Raw genomic sequence first — 15,548 nt, 5'->3', positions numbered from 1 at the left:
CATGACCACCCCTCTCCACAGCGACAGCGACAGCGAAAGCGACGCCCCCGGCCACGGCGCGACCCCCCTCGGCGCCGCCGCCCCCCTCCGCAGCGACCTGCCCGCCGGCAGCTCCCGCTGGGCGGTCCGGCGGGCCCAGTGGCGCTCGCTCGGCATCACCGACGAGGAGATGGCCCGGCCCAAGATCGCCATCGTCAACTCCTCGTCCGACCTGGCCGCCTGTTTCGCGCACCTCGACGACATCGTCCCGGTGCTGAAGGAGGCGATACGCGAGGCGGGCGGCCTGCCCTTCGAGATCCGTACCGCGGCCCCCGCCGACTTCATCACCAGTGCCGGAGCCGGCGGCCGGTACGTACTGCCCACCCGTGACCTCATCGTCAACGACATCGAGGTCGTGGTGGAGGGCGCCCTGCTCGACGGCATGGTGTGCCTCAGCTCGTGCGACAAGACCGCGCCCGCCCACATGATGGCGGGCGGCAGGCTCGACGTGCCCACCCTGCTCGTCGCCTGCGGCTACCAGCGCAGCGCCCTGCACGAGGACGGCGGCGCCGACATCGAGGACGTCTTCCTGCACGCGGGCCACACCGCCCTGGGCCGCACCTCCGCCGAGGACCTCCTGGCGATGTCCGAGGACGCCATCCGCGGGCCCGGCGTGTGCGCGGGCATGGGCACCGCCAACACCATGCACATGGCCGCCGAGGCGCTCGGCATGGCCCTGCCCGGCACCACCCCGACCCGCGCCGAAGGTCCGGTCATGTGGGACGCGGTCCGCGCGGCCGGCCGGCACATCGTGGAGATGGTCCACGCGGGGCGCACGGCACGGTCGGTGCTCACCCCGGCCGCGATCCGCAACGCGGTCACCGTGATGCTCGCGGTCGGCGGCTCCATCAACTCCGTCAAGCACCTCCAGGCCGTCGCCGTCGAGGCCGGACTGGACGTCGACGTGTGGCGGACCTACGAGGAACTGGCCGACCGGGTCCCCGTCATCACCGCGGTACGGCCCAACGGCCCCCACCTCATCGAGCAGCTCGACGACGCCGGTGGCACCCGGGGCGTCCTCGCCGCGCTGGCCCCCCTGCTGGACCTCACCACGGTCGGGGCCACCGGCCGCCCGCTCGGCGAACTCCTCGCCGAGACAGCGCCGTCCGACCCGGAGTTCATCCGGCCGCTGGACGACCCCTTCTCCCGTACGCCGTCCATCGTCGTCCTGCGCGGGTCCCTGGCGGCCGAGGGCGCGATCGTCAAGCTGCCCGCCGACGAGGAACGGCCCACCTCCTTCCGCGGCCCCGCCCGCTGCTACCCCTCCCGCGAGACCGCCATCGCGGGGCTCGCGGCGGGCGAGGTGCAGGCCGGAGACGTGGTCGTGCTGCGCGGCATGGGGCTGCACGGCGGCCCCGGCATGGCGATGGCCTCGGCGTTCGTGTTCGCCCTCGACGGCGCCGGACTCGGCGAGAAGGTCGCCGTGGTCACCGACGGCCAGCTCTCCGGACTGGTCAACAAGGGCATCGTCGTCGGCGAGGTCTCCCCGGAGGCCGCGACCGGCGGCCCCCTCGGCCGCATCCACGACGGCGACGTCATCAGCATCGACCTCACCACCCGCACGGTCGACCTGGAGGTCGACCCGGACACCCTGGCCGAACGCGAGGCCGCCCCCGCCGAGACCGTCCGTACGCCCGGCTGGCTGTCCGTGTACGACCGCACCGTCACCAGCCCCGCCTGCGGCTCCGTGCTGGCCCGCACGGACTGCGCGAGCACGTGCGGCAAACCCCTGGGAGAAGCGGGAGCCGCCCGATGAAAGTGCTCGACGCCACCCGGCCCACCAAGACGCCGCCCGCCCCGCCTCCACGAACCCGCAGGCCCCGGCCCCGTATCGCCCCGCTCGTCGGCATCGCGGTCGCCGCGCTCATCGCCGAACTCGTCCCGCGCACCGGCCTGATCGCGGACGGCGCGCTGCCCCCGCTCAGCTCCGTCCTGGCCCAACTCGGCCGCGAAGCGGGCGACGGCGCGCTGTGGGAGGCACTCGGCAACACGGTCCGCACCTGGGCCGTCGGACTGGTCGCCGCCGTCGCCGCGGGAGTGATCGCCGGCGTGGCCATCGGACTCGTACCGGTGCTGCGCGCGATCACCGCCTCCACGGTCGAGTTCCTGCGCCCGATCCCCTCGGTGGCCCTCATCCCGGCGGTCATCCTCGTCTTCGGCACCGGCTACGAGTCCGGGGTGGTCCTCATCGTCTACGCCGGTTTCTGGCAGGTGCTGGTGCAGGTCCTCTACGGCGTCCAGGACATCGACCCGGTCGCCCACGACACCGCCCGCTCCTACCGCTTCGGCCTGTGGGCCCGCATCCGGCACGTCATCTGGCCCACCGCCCTGCCGTTCGTGTTCACCGGCATCCGGCTCGCCGCCTCCGTCGCCCTGGTCCTCGCCATCACCGGCGAACTGGTCATCGGCACCCCCGGCATCGGCCAGCTCATCTCGGTCGCGCAGAGCAGCGGGGCGACGACCGAGATGTTCGCGCTCGTCCTGCTCACCGGCGTCCTGGGCGTCCTGGTCAACGTCGGCTTCCGGTACGCGGAACGCGCCGCACTCGGCTGGCACCCCTCCGTCCGGCGATCGGGGGGCGCCCGATGAACCTCCTGCGCCGCACCCTGTACGCCCTCGGGCTGCCCGCCGCCCTCGTCGCACTGTGGTGGATCACCAGCGTCGACAGCACCAGCTACTACTACCCGCCGCTGCCCGACATCCTCGACCGGTTCGGCGAACTGTGGCTCTCGTCCCGCTTCGCCGACGACGTCGTCCCCAGCATGCTCCGGCTGCTCACCGGATTCGCCCTCTCCGCCGTCCTCGGGGTGGCCCTGGGCGTCGCCCTCGGCCTGACCGACACACTGCGCCGCGGCGCCGAACCGGTCCTGGAGTTCCTGCGCGCCCTCCCGCCGACCGTGCTCGTACCGGTCATCGCGATCGTCGCCGGCATCGGGGACGGCTCGAAGGTCCTGGTCATCGTCTCCGGCTGCGTCTGGCCGGTCCTGCTGAACACCGTCGAGGGCGTCCGCGCCGCCGACGAGGTCATGGTCGACACCTGCCGCACCTACGGCATCACCCGCGGCGCGCGGCTGCGCCACATGGTGCTGCCCGCGGCGAGTCCGCAGATCATGGCCGGACTCCGCCAGTCCCTGTCCATCGGGCTGATCCTCATGGTCATCGGCGAGATGTTCGCCGCCACCAACGGACTCGGCTTCAGCATCGTGCAGTTCCAGCGCACCTTCGCGATCCCCCAGATGTGGAGCGGCATCATCCTGCTCGGCCTCATCGGGTTCGCGCTGTCCGCGCTGTTCACCGTCGTCGAGAAGCGGGTCCTGGGCTGGTACCTGGGCCTGCGCGAGTCGCAGAGGAAGAACGGCTGATGACAGACATGGTCACCGTCAAGGGCCTCAACAAGGTGTACGAGTCGTCCGGCCACCGGGTGGAGGCGATCGGCGACATCACCTTCTCCGTCGCCCGGGGCGAGTTCGCCTGCATCGTCGGCCCCTCCGGCGCGGGCAAGACGACCCTCCTGAAGTGCCTGGCCGGACTGCTCACCCCCACCGCGGGGGAGGTCCTGCTCGACGGCGCCCCCGTGACCGGGCCGCCGCCCGGCATGGCCGTGGTGTTCCAGGAGTACGGCCGCAGCCTCTTCCCCTGGAAGACCGTGCGGCAGAACATCGACCTGCCGCTGCGGCAGAAGGGCCTGCCCCGCGCCGAGCGCGACCGCCTCGTCGCCGACTCGCTCACCGCCGTCGGGCTCGCCGACTCCGGTGACGCGTACCCGTGGCAGCTCTCCGGCGGTATGCAGCAGCGTGTCGCCATCGCCCGGGCCGTCGCGTACGAGCCGCAGGTGCTCCTGATGGACGAGCCGTTCGCCGCCGTCGACGCGCAGACCCGCGCGGACCTCGAAGACCTCGTCCGCTCACTGTGGCGGTCCCTGGGCATCACCACACTGTTCGTCACCCACGACATCGACGAGGCCGTCTACCTCGGCGAACGCGTCCTGGTCCTGTCCGCCTCACCCACCCACGTCCTCGACGACGTGCCCATCTCACTGCCCGCCGAACGCGACCAGGTCACCAGCCGTTCGACGCCGGAGTTCGCCGAGCTCCGCACCCGGGTGCACCGCGGCATCCAGGAGGCCAAGGCCGGCCGCCGAGCGGCAGCCGCCGCATGACCGCGTACACGGACGAGGGCTCCGGCGCCCCGGTCCTGCTCTCCGCCTCCCTCGGCACCACCGCCGCGATGTGGGCACCGCAGCGGGTACGCCTGCGTACCGATCGCCGAGTGATCGCCTACGACCACCGCGGACACGGCGCCTCCCCGGCGCCCCCGGGACCGTACGACCTCGCCGACCTGGTCCACGACGCCGTCACCCTGCTCGACTCGCTGGAGATCGAGTCCGTCGACGTTGTGGGGATCAGCCTCGGCGGGACCGTCGGACTCGCCCTGGCCGCGGACCACCCCGACCGGGTGCGCAGTCTCGTCACCGTCAACGCGCCCGCCTTCGCCGACGATCCTGCCTTCTGGCGGCGACGCGCCGCCTCCATCCGGGAACAGGGCATGACGGCGGCCACCACGGGCCTGCTCGACCGCTGGTACGCACCCACCGTGGCCCAGGCCCCGACTGCGCTGGTCCAGGACACCGCCGACGGCGTCGGACAACTCGACCCCGAGGGGTACGCGGCCTGCTGCGAGGCCATCGCGGGCACCGACCTGCGTGACCGGCTGGCCGGTATCCGCTGCCCCGTGCTCGCGGTGCACGGGCTCGCCGACGCCGTCGTCCCGGCCCACCACGCGCGGACGATCGCGACCGGCGTGCCCGGCGCCCGGCAGCTCGCGCTCCCCGACGCGGGACACCTGCTCAGCCAGGAGATCCCCGACCGACTCCACACCCTGCTGACGGACCACTGGACCGCCGCCACCGTCACCCCCGCCGCCGACAGGAAGGCCACCCCGTGAACAGCCAGGTCACCGAACCCACCCGTGAGACACCGGTGTTCGGCGAGTGGGAGGTCGTCGTCCTCGGCGGCGGCCCCTCCGGACTCGCCGCGGCGACCGCCGCCGCCCGGGCCGGACGCAGCACGCTGCTGGTGGAGAAGAGCGGATACCTGGGCGGCGCCGGCACCGGCGGCGGCCTGTCCACCTTCTGCGGCATGTACTCCAACGTCCACGGCGAACACGTCCTCACCGTCAGGGGACACGCCACCGAACTCCTGGAACGCATCGACCGGCTCGGCGGCCTGCGCGCTCCCCATCTGTCCTTCGCCGACCGTATCCAGGCGCAGGCCTACGACATCCCCGCCTACCGCAGCGCCGCCGACGACCACGTGCTGTCCGCCGGAGCCCAACTCCTGTACCACGCCTTCGCGGTGGGCGCGATCGCCGGCCCGTCGGGCGTCGAGGCGGTCATCGTGGAGTCGAAGTCCGGCCGCGGCATTCTGCGCGGCCAGGTGTTCATCGACTGCTCCGGCGACGGCGACCTGCTGGCCTGGACCGGCACGAGCCACGAGAAGGCCGACCCGTACGGCGACATGCTCTACCCGTCCACGATGTTCCGCATCAACGCCGTGGACGACGAGCGCGCCGGACCCGCCTGGAAGATCCTGCCCCGCCTGATGGACGAGGCCGTGGCCGCCGGCCGCCCCCGCTTCCCGCGGCGCGGCGCGATCGTACGGCCCCAGCGCGACGCCGTGGAGTGGCGGGCCAACGCCACCCAACTGCGCAACCCCGACGGCAGCGCGGTCGACGGCACCGACGTCTGGCAGCTCACCCACGGCGAGGTGCAGGGCCGGGCGCAGGCCCAGGAGGTGTTCGGCTTCATCCGCGAGAACCTGCCGGGCTTCGAGAAGTCGTACATCGTCGACATCGGCCCCGAGATCGGCATCCGCGAGACCCGCCGCCTGCTCGGCCGCTACCTCCTGACCGAGGACGACGTCCGCTCCTGCGCCCGCTTCGAGGACTCCATCGGCCTCAACGGCTGGCCCGTGGAGGCCCATGTCGACGGGGACCTCGACATCCGCTGGCCCTACGGCGACGACCCCGTGGGCTACAACCAGCTGCCGTACCGCATGCTCGTCCCCGCCGAGGGCCCCGGCAACCTGCTCGTCGCCGGACGCTGCGCGTCGATGACCCACGGCGGCCAGTCCGCCGCACGCGTCGCGGGACCCTGCTTCGCCATGGGCCAGGCCGCCGGTACGGCCGCCCACCTGGCGCTCAAGGACCAGGTCACGGCCGCCGAGGTCGACGTCACACGGCTGCGCACCGAACTGGAAGGAGAGGGCGCGTGCCTCTCACTGTGAGGACATCATGCTGCTGAGCCCCGCCGACGAACGCATGCTGGCAGGCGAGGAGGGCCCCGCGGTCCGCTCCGCCCTCGAACTCCTCGTCCGCTACGGCGAGTTGATGGGCGCCGAACGCCTCATCGACACCGACAACGTGTGCGGCGCCAACCTCTTCGGACCGCGGCACGCCCGGGTCCTGGGCACCACCGACCCGGCCGCCCTGTTCTCGCGGTTCTCCCTGGACCTCGACGAGACGGTCGACGTCCCGCCGTTCCGCGCCCACAGCTGCCAGCTCATCGGCCCCCGCGACCGCGACCAGTGGGATCTGCAGGGCATCGCGCCCACCGACGCCGCAGCCATGGACGACAGCGAGCGCTACCTCGCCGACAAGGGCGTCGACCTGCTCTCGACCTGCACCCCCTACCAGGTCGGAAACGTGCCCCGGTTCGGCGAGCACTGCGCGTGGATGGAGTCCTCCGCGGTCGTCTACATCAACTCCGTGCTCGGCGCCCGCACCAACACCGAGGGCCGCGAGTCCTCCGCCGCGTCCATGCTCACCGGCCGCACCCCCTACTGCGGCTACCACCTGGACGCGCACCGCCGCGCCACCCACCTGGTCGAGGTACGGCACCCGGTGGTGACCACCGAGGACTGGAACGTCCTCGGCTACTGGGTGGGGGAGCGGGTCCAAGACGCCGTCCCGGTCCTCACCGGGCCCGGGCTCGCGGGGAACGCGCCGACGCCGGTACAGCTCAAGCAGTTCGGCGCGGCGGCAGCCTCCTCCGGTGACGTCGAGATGTACCACCTGCCCGGTGTCACCCCGGAGGCCCGGACGGTGGAACAGGCCCTGGCCGGACGGGAACCCGCGACGGTCTCGGTCTTCGACGCGGACGCCCGCGCCGAGACCGTGGCATCGCTGTGCCGGACCGCCACCGACCGCGAGGTGGACTTCGTGATGATCGGCTGCCCGCACGCCTCACTGGAACAGGTCCGCGAGGTCGCCGGGCTCCTTGAGGGCCGGCGTCTCGCGGACTCCACTGCCCTGTGGGTGTTCACTCCGCGCGCCCTGCGCGAGGTGGCCGAACGCCACGGCTACGTCGCCGCCATCGAGGAGGCAGGCGGGCGCGTACTGTCCGACACCTGCCCGGCGATCGGACAGTTCCTCCCGCCGGGCACGCGTGTGTTCGCCACCGACTCCGCGAAGCAGGCGCACTATCTGCCGGCCATCACCGGCGTACAGGGCTGGTTCGGCGGCGTACGCACCTGTGTCACCGCCGCCCTGACGGGACGGTGGCCCGATGCCTGAGCTGCTGTACGGCACAGGGGTCGTCGCCGGACGGGCGAGCGGACCGGCGCTGGTGTGCACGGCCCCGGTGTCGGGCTGGGGCGGCATCGACCCGCGGACCGGCACCATCGTGGAGAGCCGTCACCCCCAGCACGGGAGCAGCGTCGCCGGCACCGTACTGGTGCTGCCCGGGGCCAAGGGGTCCTCCGGCTGGTCCGGGCAGTTCCACCTCGCCAAGCTGCAGGGCACGGCGCCGTGCGCCATCGTGTTCACGCGGATGAACAGCAAACTCGCACTCGGCCTCGTCGTCCTCCACGTCCCGGCGGTGACGGGCCTGGACACCACCGGGACGATCCGCACCGGGGACCTCGTGGAGGTCGACGGAACAGCGGGCACGCTCCTCGTACGAAGGAAAGGCTGACCTGATGGACACCCTGCGCATCGACCGACGAGTGGTGCTGGTCACCGGCGCGGCGAGCGGAATCGGTCACGCGATCGCCCGCGCCTGCGCGGACGAGGGCGCCACGGTGCACCTCGCGGACGTGGCGGACACGGTCCACGAAGCGGCCGGGAAACTGACCGCCGCAGGCAGCGGGTCCGTCACGTCACACGTGTGCGACGTGACGGACCCGGACGCGGTCCGCACCCTCGTGGACGACGTGGTCGCCGCGTCGGGCCGCCTCGACGTCGCCTTCCTGAACGCGGGCATCAACGGCGTGCCCTCCCTGCTCCAGCCCGGCGGCGCGATCGACGAGCTGCCCTTCGAGGCGTGGCGGCGGGTCATGGACGTCAACCTGGACGGCCTGTTCCACTGCCTCCAGCACTGCGCCCGGGTCATGAAGCGGCAGCGGTCCGGGAGCATCGTCGTCACCGCCTCCACGGCGGGCCTGCGCGCGGAACCACGCGTCAGCTACCCGTACGTCGCGTCCAAGGCCGCCGTGGTCGGCCTGGTCCGCCAGGCCTCACTGGAGCTCGCCCGCTTCGGCGTCCGCGTGAACGCCCTCGCCCCCGGGCCGGTGGTCACCAACATCGGCGGCCCCGGCCCCCGGCCCGAAGCCGCCGTCGCCGCGTGGGAGGACTCGATCCCGATGCGGCGCTGGGGCAGGCCCGACGACATCACGGGGCCGGCCCTCCTCCTGGCCTCCGACGACTCGTCCTGGATGACCGGCGGCGTCCACGTCGTGGACGGCGGAGCGTCGGCCCTGACCCAGATCCCGAGCGCCGTGCTGCCGAACCCTGAGGCGGACAGCACGGCGGCAGATCAGTAGGGGACCGTCGCGGCGGGCGGGGTCCACCGCCGGGTGCGGCGCACCGCGTCGGAGACTCCGTAGTCCCTTTTCAGCTGTTCGGGGATGGCGTAGTGCATGACGCGTCCGCGAGTGAGGGAGGACAGTTCGAGGACCGTGGTGAGGTGGCCGAGACGGTCCAGCGCCCAGGCGCCGAGCGGTGAACGGTCCTCGATGGTCTCCAGGACACCCAGGAGATGGGGCACGGCCTTGACGACCGTGTCCCAGGGGGTGCGGGGCACCTGGAGCCAGTCGCCGCAGGTGTCGCCGACGAGATGCCGGATCAGCGCGGAGACGATCGGGTCGAAGAAGGTGCCCGGCACGACCTCCTCGTAGAGGTCGATGAGCTGCCGGGTCAGGTGCGCGCCCTCCTCGGAAGGACCCATGTGCCGGACCATGTACAGGTCGAGGAACCGGCGGGCCTCCTCAAGGGACTTGGGGACGGCGTCCTGGTCGACACCGAGCATCGCCCCGACGACCCGCCAGGCGTAGTAGTACGCCTCGGCCCCCTCCGTGGACATGTGGATGCCGAGGCGGTGCAGGGAGTCCAGCACCAGCATGGAGAAGAACATCTGCCCGCCGATCATGTCCTCCTGACAGATCGGCGTCCCCAGCGCCTCGGTGTCCCAGCGGTCCTCGCGTTTCAGATGGTGGCGGATGGAGGCGTGCAGCAGACGGACCTTCTGGGCGGCCGGAATGAAGCGGCTGCCGGCCTCGAAGGCGTCGGGCTGCATGAGGTGGACGGTGAACTGGCCGGTCTCCGCCATCCGTTTGGACGGGTACTTCAACCCATGGGCGGCCGACAACAGCTTCGCCACGTGCGGGACGACGTAACAGGCGGGCATGGAGGCGAAGGAGAGGGCCGTGGAGATGTGCACGTTGTTGTCGATGAAGAACAGCCGGGCCTTCTCCATCTCCCCCCAGTCGACCCAGGCCGGCGGAGCGCTCGTCGCCCGGAGGTACTCCCGGGCGACCTCGGGCAGCCCGTCCGGCAGAGGCGCGCCGGCGGTGGAGACGTACCGCATGAGGGTGTTGAACTTGCCCACCTCGCCGCGTTCGAAGAGTGTGGCGACGGTGGCGTCGGCGAGTTCGTCGCCGGACTGTCGCAGGGCGTCCATCGATGGCTCGGTGTGGTTCATGGCAAGGCTCCTTACGAGGGTCAGGACAGGCGGGCGGCGGCCGAGTGGGCCAGCGAGGTCAGGGCCGTGGCGGCCTGCACGGGTACGTCCAGCTCGTCCAGCGCGCCGAGGGCCTCCTCGACCCGGGCGGTGATCATGTCCTCCACGCGGTCGGGCGCCTTCAGCCGGCGCATCACCTCGCGCACCGCGTGCAGGCCGTCGCCGTCCGGGTCGCGCCGACCCAGCAGGGCGCGCAGCTGCTCCCGGTCGTCGGCACCGGCGAGGCGCCAGGTCTCCGCCAGCAGGGCCGTGGGCCGCCTGCCGCGTACGTCGTCGGCGTTGGCCTTGCCGGTCCGGTGCGGGTCCCCGAACAGGCCCAGCAGGTCGTCCCGCAGCTGGAAGGCCTCGCCCAGCGGAAGCCCGTACGCGGAGTAGCCCTCGCGCAGCCGCTCGCCCGCCCCGGCCAGGGCGCCGCCGATCAACAGGGGATGCTCGACGGTGTACTTGGCGGTCTTGTACCGGATCACCTTCAGCGAAGCGGTGACGTCAGGCTCGTCGCCGGTCCGCAGGATCTCCAGGCACTCGCCCGCGATCAGCTCACGGGCCAGCACCGACCACAACGGGCGGGCCCGCGCCAGATAGGCCGCGGGCAGCCCACTGGTGGCGAACAGCTGCCCGGCCAGCCCCATCAGCAGGTCCCCCACCAGCAGCGCCAGCGACCTGGCGGCGGCGACGGCCCGCGGGCGACGGCGTACGGCAGCGCGCAGAGCGACGTGGGCAGTGGGCCGCCCGTGCCGTAACGCGCTCTCGTCGATGAGGTCGTCGTGCACGACCGCGGCGGCGTGCACCAGCTCCATGGAGGCCGCCGCCCGTACCAGCGCGTCGCTGTCCGGTTGTCCCACCGCGCGCCAGCCCCAGTAACAGAACGCCGCTCGCAGCCGTTTGCCGTCCGCGACCGCGGCCTCCACCTGCGTGGCCACCGGCCCCAGCGCCGGATCGATCGCCGCCAACTGCCCGGCCTCATGGGCGACGAACGCGTGCAGCACCGCGTCGACACGGGACTTGAACGCGGACGCATCCGATCGGTCAGGCGTCATCGGCGGCCCGTCGGGCCAGCGCGCGCCGGGCGAGGATCTCCAGGTGGGCCGGGGGCACGGCCGCGTACCGGTCCAGCACCAGACGTCCGCGCGCCAGCAGATCGTGCTCGGCCTCCGCCGCCAGCTCCGCGGCGTCCGAGCGCCGCAGCAGCCCCCGCACGGTCCCCAGGGCCGAACCCACCGTGCTCACCGTCAGCTCGGCCAGGCCCGCCACCAGCAGGACGGCCCGCTCGTCCAGGCCCCCACGTCGTTCCGTCGCTTCCGTCACGCCACTCCCCACCCACAGCACATCCGGACGGCGCCGGTCGCACGCCGTTCCGCCCAGCATCACGACATACCGAGCACGGGAGGGCAGGAACTCACGATCGAGTGATCACCTCGCTTGACCGTACGGATCACGGTCGCCGCCCGCCCACCGCGGAGCGCGTCGCGCCCCGGCCCGACCTGGGATCGGTAGGAGCCGCCGCACTGGGAGCGTCGCCGGATGGATGCGCAGGGGATGCTCGAACTGTGGTGGACGGTGCCCGCGGGCGCGGCACTGATCGGCTACGCGGGCTCGCTCGCCGGGCTGACGCGGCCCCAGCGTGCGGTGTGGGTGACGGCGCGGGTCGTGGAGGTGCACCGGCCGGACCACGGTGACTCCAAGAGGCCCGGGATCCCGGTGACCGTCGCCTTCCAGGACCCGTCCACCGGGCGGGAGTTGAGGCTGCGGCACGCGGGGCGGAACGGCCATGTCGTGGCCGCGGCCTGGGTGGGCCAGGAGTTCCCGGTGCGCTATCCGCGGCGGCGTCCGGAGCGGTTCCACCTCGTGCTGGACAAGAAGGGGGAGGAACGGGGGCTGGGCGGCCCGAACTGCATGCTCCTCCTGCTGCTCGTGGGGCTGGTCGTCCAGACGTTCGTCGTGCGGGGCCGGCCGGACGGGCTCATCTCCCTCGGAGGACTCCTCCTCGTCGTCGGCGCGCTCAGCCGGGACCGGCAGCACGCGCGCGCCCGCGCCGCTCTGCTGGACGGGGCGGTCGCCGTGCCGGGCCGCGTGGTCGCCGTGACCAAGGACGTCTACACCGACGGAGAGGGCGACGAGATCGTCAACCACGCTCCCGTCGTCGCCTTCACCACCCGCGAGGGCGTCCACGTCACCGCACTGTGCCGCGAGGGCATCGCACGGCCCGGTCCGTCCCTCGACCGCGACCTCACGATCCACTACGCGCCCGCCGACCCGGCCGTCTTCACCCCCGACCTCGACCACGACCGCCGCGAGCGGGCGTCGGCGGTCAGGTTCGTCGCGTATCTGCTGCTCGCCGGGGTGGCGGCGATCGCGCTGGGAGCGGCCCTCCTCAACGGCCTCCTGCCCGTCACCTGACGATGGGCGACCTCCCGTCTGTCACTCACGTGACGATGTACGAACTCCCGGCCGTCACCTGACGATGCAGGTGACGGCCGCCCACAGCAGAGGCGCGTGCTCGATGCGGCCGTCGGTGCGCCAGCGGTCCAGTTGCTCTCGCTGCCAGGCACCGAGCCGCCGCACGGGATCGGGGTGTTCATGGGCGTCGTCGACGGCGACGACGAGGTCCGTGAGCGGACGAACCGACTCCGGCAGACCGGCCAGCCGGTGGAAGGCGAAGCTGGTCGGCAGCACCCAGCGGGTGGCGGTGACCAGCCGGGCCCCGTTGTGGATCATCGCGGACGCCAGGCCGAACGACTCGGCGAAGCGGAGATCGCCACCGCTCTCGCAGGCGATCAGCGCGACGCGCTCCGGCGCGGGCCACAGCTCCGCTCCCGGTACGCCGTCCGCCCGCAGCGGGAGCGTACCCAGCAGGAGGTCCTTGGCCGACAACGGCCGGTGGGCGCGGACCGGTTCGGTCAGTCCGGTGGTCCGCGGGCCGCAGCACAGGTGGAGGGCGACGTCCTCGCTCCGGCCGCCCTCGACCGGCGCGCCGCTCACGTGCCCGACGTACATCAGACGTCGTGCGCCCTTGCGGAGCACCTCGCTCAGCCAGTCGCGGTCCAGGTCCGTGCGGCGCAGTGCCTCGGCGGGCGCGGCGACCGACGGCACGACGGCTCCCGTGTCGAGACGGCGCTGTACGAGCGACAGCAGCGCGGGGTCCGAACCGGGGCGTCCCAGGACCGAACCGAGCGGGGAGTCGGCACGGTGACCGGGCACGCGGGGGTCCAGGACGAGGACGACGGCGTCCGAGGCCGTGTCGGCGTCCGAGTCCGGAGCCGGGGTGTTTCGACTCACGGCGCCGGGCCGCCGCAGCGAGGCCGGCACCGAGGTGGCGATGTCCGCGAGATCGATGAGCCGGACGTCGTCATCGAGCCGGGGATCGTCATCGGGCCCGCCGCCCACGGCCAGCAGTTCCCACGGCACCTGGGCGACCCTGGGCGACGGCTGGAGCCGTATCAGCGGACGGCCCAGACGCGCCGACACCTGGCGGATCTGGTCGGTCAGGCCCGGCGGCCACAACGCCTCGGCCAGCAGGCGCGCGAGGCGGCGCTCCTCCTCGTACGAGGCCAGCGCCCCGGACTCGAACGCGCGCCGCATACCCTCCGCGCCACCGCCACCGCCACCGCCACCGCCATTGCCATCGTCGTTGTCGTCCACGCCCGCGCCGGGCAGTGCGGCGGCCAGCGCGCGGATCGCCTCGTCCACGTCGGCCGCGGGACCGTACCCCGTGCCGAACCCCTGGACCCCGCTGACCCACGTCCAAGTCATATGGAGGTCTCCGGCGTCGGCCAGTCGGACCTGGACCACCGGCCGGTTCGCGTGCGTCAGCTCGTCGGCGACCAGAACGGCACCTCTTCCTCACTCACGATCCGCCGGTGATAGCGGAACTCGGCCGCTTGGATGTACTCCTGCAACGCCGTACGACCCGTATCCGCCGCCATCCGCACCCTAGGCGGCGGTGCGACCCGCAGACCGACGGAGGCGGCTGCCTCGGCCGCCACACCGCCCAGCGCCATCGGCGCCCCGTCGTCGCCCGGGGCGGACGCGTACGTCTTCATCGCGGCGTCCGGGAAGACGGACTGCGGCGTACGGTCCGCAGGGCTCAGGACCAGCGACGCGCCCGCACAGCGGTGTTCCACCAGTTCGAAGATCAGGCCCTGGTCCTGGCGGCGCAGGGCGAGCCGGAAGGCCAACCGCATGGCGTCGTCGGCCAGTTGCAGCCACTGGCTCCGCGCGTGCGCACTGGCGAAGTCGTAGCGCGCGGCCTCCAGCGCCAGCGCGGCGGGCAGGGCGAGCGAGAGCGCGGTGTCGACGGACCTCCGCTCGTGGTCGCCGTGGTCCGTCCGGTTCAGGTTGTCCTCAAGGGTCTTCGCGAGCATGAGGTCCACCTGGGCGCAGCGCTCGTACAGTGCGCGCTCCTGATACACCTCGCGGGCACCCTGGGCGAGGCGCTTCAGCTCGTCGATGTCACCGCGCTCGTAGGCCTGCCGGGCACCGAGCAGCATGGTGTCCGCGGCGGCGATCATGGCACCGAGTCGTTCGAAACGGGCCAGGCTCGACTCCGTCAGGGCCTTGCCCGCGTCGGGGTCGCCACGGTGCTCGGCGAGAAAGGCCCGGGCCTGTTCGCAGACCGCCAGGTCCTCGAACTGGCCCTGCCGCTCGAAGACCGCGGAAGCCTCGGCGTACAACTGCTCCGCCCGGTCGAGGTCGCCGGCCCGCATCGCCGCGTACGCCCGATGCGAGATCACCTGCTGACGGCCTGAGGTGTCACCCAGCGCCAGATACCCCTCGTCCGCGCGGGCGAAGTAGTCCTCGGCGGGTTCGGTCCGTCCGGTCGAGGCGCAGATGATCCCCAGACAGTCCAGCAGTTGCGGCTCGATCGCGGGCGTGGTGGGCAGCAGCGCCGAGGCCAGCTCCTCGGCGGCGCCCCACGCACTGCGGTCCAGCAGCAGATGCACCCGGGCCAGGCTGAACTCGGCGGTGCGCAGCCCTTCGGGGTCGTCGAACTCGGTCAGCAGGGCAGCCGCTTCGTCCACCGTCGCCAGCGCCGCGTCCAGGTTGCCCGTCCTGCGGGACAGCTCGACGTCGGCCTTGAGCGTCTTGAGCAGGACCTCCAGCCACAACTGGCGGCCTCGCGGCCCCATCGGAACGTCCGCCACCCCGCGCACCAGACCGAGTGCCCGCTCGACGGAGAGGCCTGCCCCGGGCAGATCCGTGGCCGTCAACTGCACCGCCGCGATGTTCGACAGCAGATGTCCGCGCAGCAACCGCACATCGGAGGAGTCCTCGATCGACTCGGCGACGGTGAGCAGTTCCGCGTAGACGGCCTGTGCGGCAGGGAGATCCGGGGTCAGCTGGTGGCGTTCGGCGCGTTCGAAGCCGCTGTCGAAGGGCTCTCCGTACAGCGTCGGGGGTGGCTCCGGCTGAGGCTCTGGCCGTGGCTCTGAAGCGTCATGCGGTGCGCCGCCCGGTTCGTCGTGCGGTTCAGTGTCCGGTTCGTCGTTCTGCATGG

Annotated in this window: 15 protein-coding genes; 10 read left to right on the top strand and 5 right to left on the bottom strand. The window is 72.5% G+C overall.

Translation table 11 applies throughout. The annotated features are described in order from the left end of the window. Nucleotide 1: 1 nt before the first annotated feature. From ACZ60E_RS09770 to ACZ60E_RS09730, 9 genes are read left to right on the top strand one after another with little or no spacing between them, the layout of a single operon-like run. A complete protein-coding gene (locus ACZ60E_RS09770; RefSeq protein WP_469439262.1) occupies nucleotides 2-1,795 on the top strand; it encodes a dihydroxy-acid dehydratase domain-containing protein in 1,794 nt (597 codons plus the stop codon). Beyond that, nucleotides 1,792-2,628 carry an ABC transporter permease gene (locus ACZ60E_RS09765; protein ID WP_469439261.1) on the top strand — a complete coding sequence of 279 codons (837 nt, stop codon included), beginning with the start codon at nucleotides 1,792-1,794 and terminating at the stop codon, nucleotides 2,626-2,628. Before ACZ60E_RS09770 ends, ACZ60E_RS09765 begins: the two co-directional genes overlap by 4 nt. Beyond that, nucleotides 2,625-3,401, top strand: a complete 777-nt coding sequence (locus tag ACZ60E_RS09760; protein ID WP_384806741.1) for an ABC transporter permease — start codon at nucleotides 2,625-2,627, stop codon at nucleotides 3,399-3,401. Before ACZ60E_RS09765 ends, ACZ60E_RS09760 begins: the two co-directional genes overlap by 4 nt. Before the next feature lie 8 nt (nucleotides 3,402-3,409). Next, nucleotides 3,410-4,198: an ABC transporter ATP-binding protein gene (locus tag ACZ60E_RS09755; RefSeq protein WP_469439658.1), complete on the top strand. Its 789-nt coding sequence runs from the start codon at nucleotides 3,410-3,412 to the stop codon at nucleotides 4,196-4,198. Next, nucleotides 4,195-4,983 (top strand): alpha/beta fold hydrolase, encoded by a 789-nt coding sequence (locus ACZ60E_RS09750; RefSeq protein WP_469439260.1) that lies wholly within the window; start codon nucleotides 4,195-4,197, stop codon nucleotides 4,981-4,983. The genes ACZ60E_RS09755 and ACZ60E_RS09750 overlap by 4 nt, the downstream gene beginning before the upstream one ends. Then, nucleotides 4,980-6,323: an FAD-dependent oxidoreductase gene (locus ACZ60E_RS09745; protein ID WP_469439259.1), complete on the top strand. Its 1,344-nt coding sequence runs from the start codon at nucleotides 4,980-4,982 to the stop codon at nucleotides 6,321-6,323. The genes ACZ60E_RS09750 and ACZ60E_RS09745 overlap by 4 nt, the downstream gene beginning before the upstream one ends. A gap of 7 nt (nucleotides 6,324-6,330) precedes the next feature. Continuing rightward, nucleotides 6,331-7,611 (top strand): aconitase X, encoded by a 1,281-nt coding sequence (locus ACZ60E_RS09740; protein WP_469439258.1) that lies wholly within the window; start codon nucleotides 6,331-6,333, stop codon nucleotides 7,609-7,611. Beyond that, complete coding sequence (locus tag ACZ60E_RS09735) at nucleotides 7,604-8,011, top strand: aconitase X swivel domain-containing protein (RefSeq protein WP_384806733.1); 408 nt, start codon at nucleotides 7,604-7,606, stop codon at nucleotides 8,009-8,011. The genes ACZ60E_RS09740 and ACZ60E_RS09735 overlap by 8 nt, the downstream gene beginning before the upstream one ends. 4 nt (nucleotides 8,012-8,015) lie before the next feature. Further along, a complete protein-coding gene (locus tag ACZ60E_RS09730) occupies nucleotides 8,016-8,858 on the top strand; it encodes an SDR family NAD(P)-dependent oxidoreductase (protein WP_469439257.1) in 843 nt (280 codons plus the stop codon). Here the strand turns inward: ACZ60E_RS09730 and ACZ60E_RS09725 are convergent. Genes ACZ60E_RS09725 through ACZ60E_RS09715 form a run of 3 tightly spaced genes read right to left on the bottom strand, consistent with a single transcriptional unit; the run spans nucleotide 8,852 to nucleotide 11,359 of the window. Then, entirely contained in the window at nucleotides 8,852-10,015 is a 1,164-nt protein-coding gene (locus ACZ60E_RS09725) for an oxygenase MpaB family protein (protein ID WP_469439256.1), read from the bottom strand. The two genes, ACZ60E_RS09730 and ACZ60E_RS09725, sit on opposite strands and share 7 nt — an antisense overlap. A 20-nt stretch (nucleotides 10,016-10,035) precedes the next feature. Next, complete coding sequence (locus ACZ60E_RS09720; protein WP_469439255.1) at nucleotides 10,036-11,091, bottom strand: polyprenyl synthetase family protein; 1,056 nt, start codon at nucleotides 11,089-11,091, stop codon at nucleotides 10,036-10,038. Further along, nucleotides 11,081-11,359, bottom strand: coding sequence for a polyprenyl synthetase (locus ACZ60E_RS09715; protein ID WP_469439254.1), 279 nt, complete (start codon nucleotides 11,357-11,359; stop codon nucleotides 11,081-11,083). The genes ACZ60E_RS09720 and ACZ60E_RS09715 overlap by 11 nt, the downstream gene beginning before the upstream one ends. 216 nt (nucleotides 11,360-11,575) lie before the next feature. Between ACZ60E_RS09715 and ACZ60E_RS09710 the strand changes: the two genes are divergently transcribed. Then, complete coding sequence (locus ACZ60E_RS09710) at nucleotides 11,576-12,451, top strand: DUF3592 domain-containing protein (protein ID WP_469439253.1); 876 nt, start codon at nucleotides 11,576-11,578, stop codon at nucleotides 12,449-12,451. A 54-nt stretch (nucleotides 12,452-12,505) separates the two neighbouring features. Here ACZ60E_RS09710 and ACZ60E_RS09705 read toward each other — a convergent pair whose 3' ends face one another. Both ACZ60E_RS09705 and ACZ60E_RS09700 read right to left on the bottom strand, forming a co-directional pair. Beyond that, on the bottom strand, nucleotides 12,506-13,804 hold the full coding sequence (locus ACZ60E_RS09705; protein WP_469439252.1) for a CHAT domain-containing protein: 1,299 nt from the start codon (nucleotides 13,802-13,804) through the stop codon (nucleotides 12,506-12,508). 56 nt (nucleotides 13,805-13,860) lie between these two features. Then, nucleotides 13,861-15,546 (bottom strand): hypothetical protein, encoded by a 1,686-nt coding sequence (locus ACZ60E_RS09700; protein ID WP_469439251.1) that lies wholly within the window; start codon nucleotides 15,544-15,546, stop codon nucleotides 13,861-13,863. Between the last annotated feature and the right edge of the window lie 2 nt (nucleotides 15,547-15,548).

This window comes from Streptomyces sp. NPDC102514, from assembly GCF_055584525.1.
The sequence above is the reverse complement of the archived record's forward strand: the minus strand, read 5'-3'. Positions and strand labels throughout refer to the sequence as shown.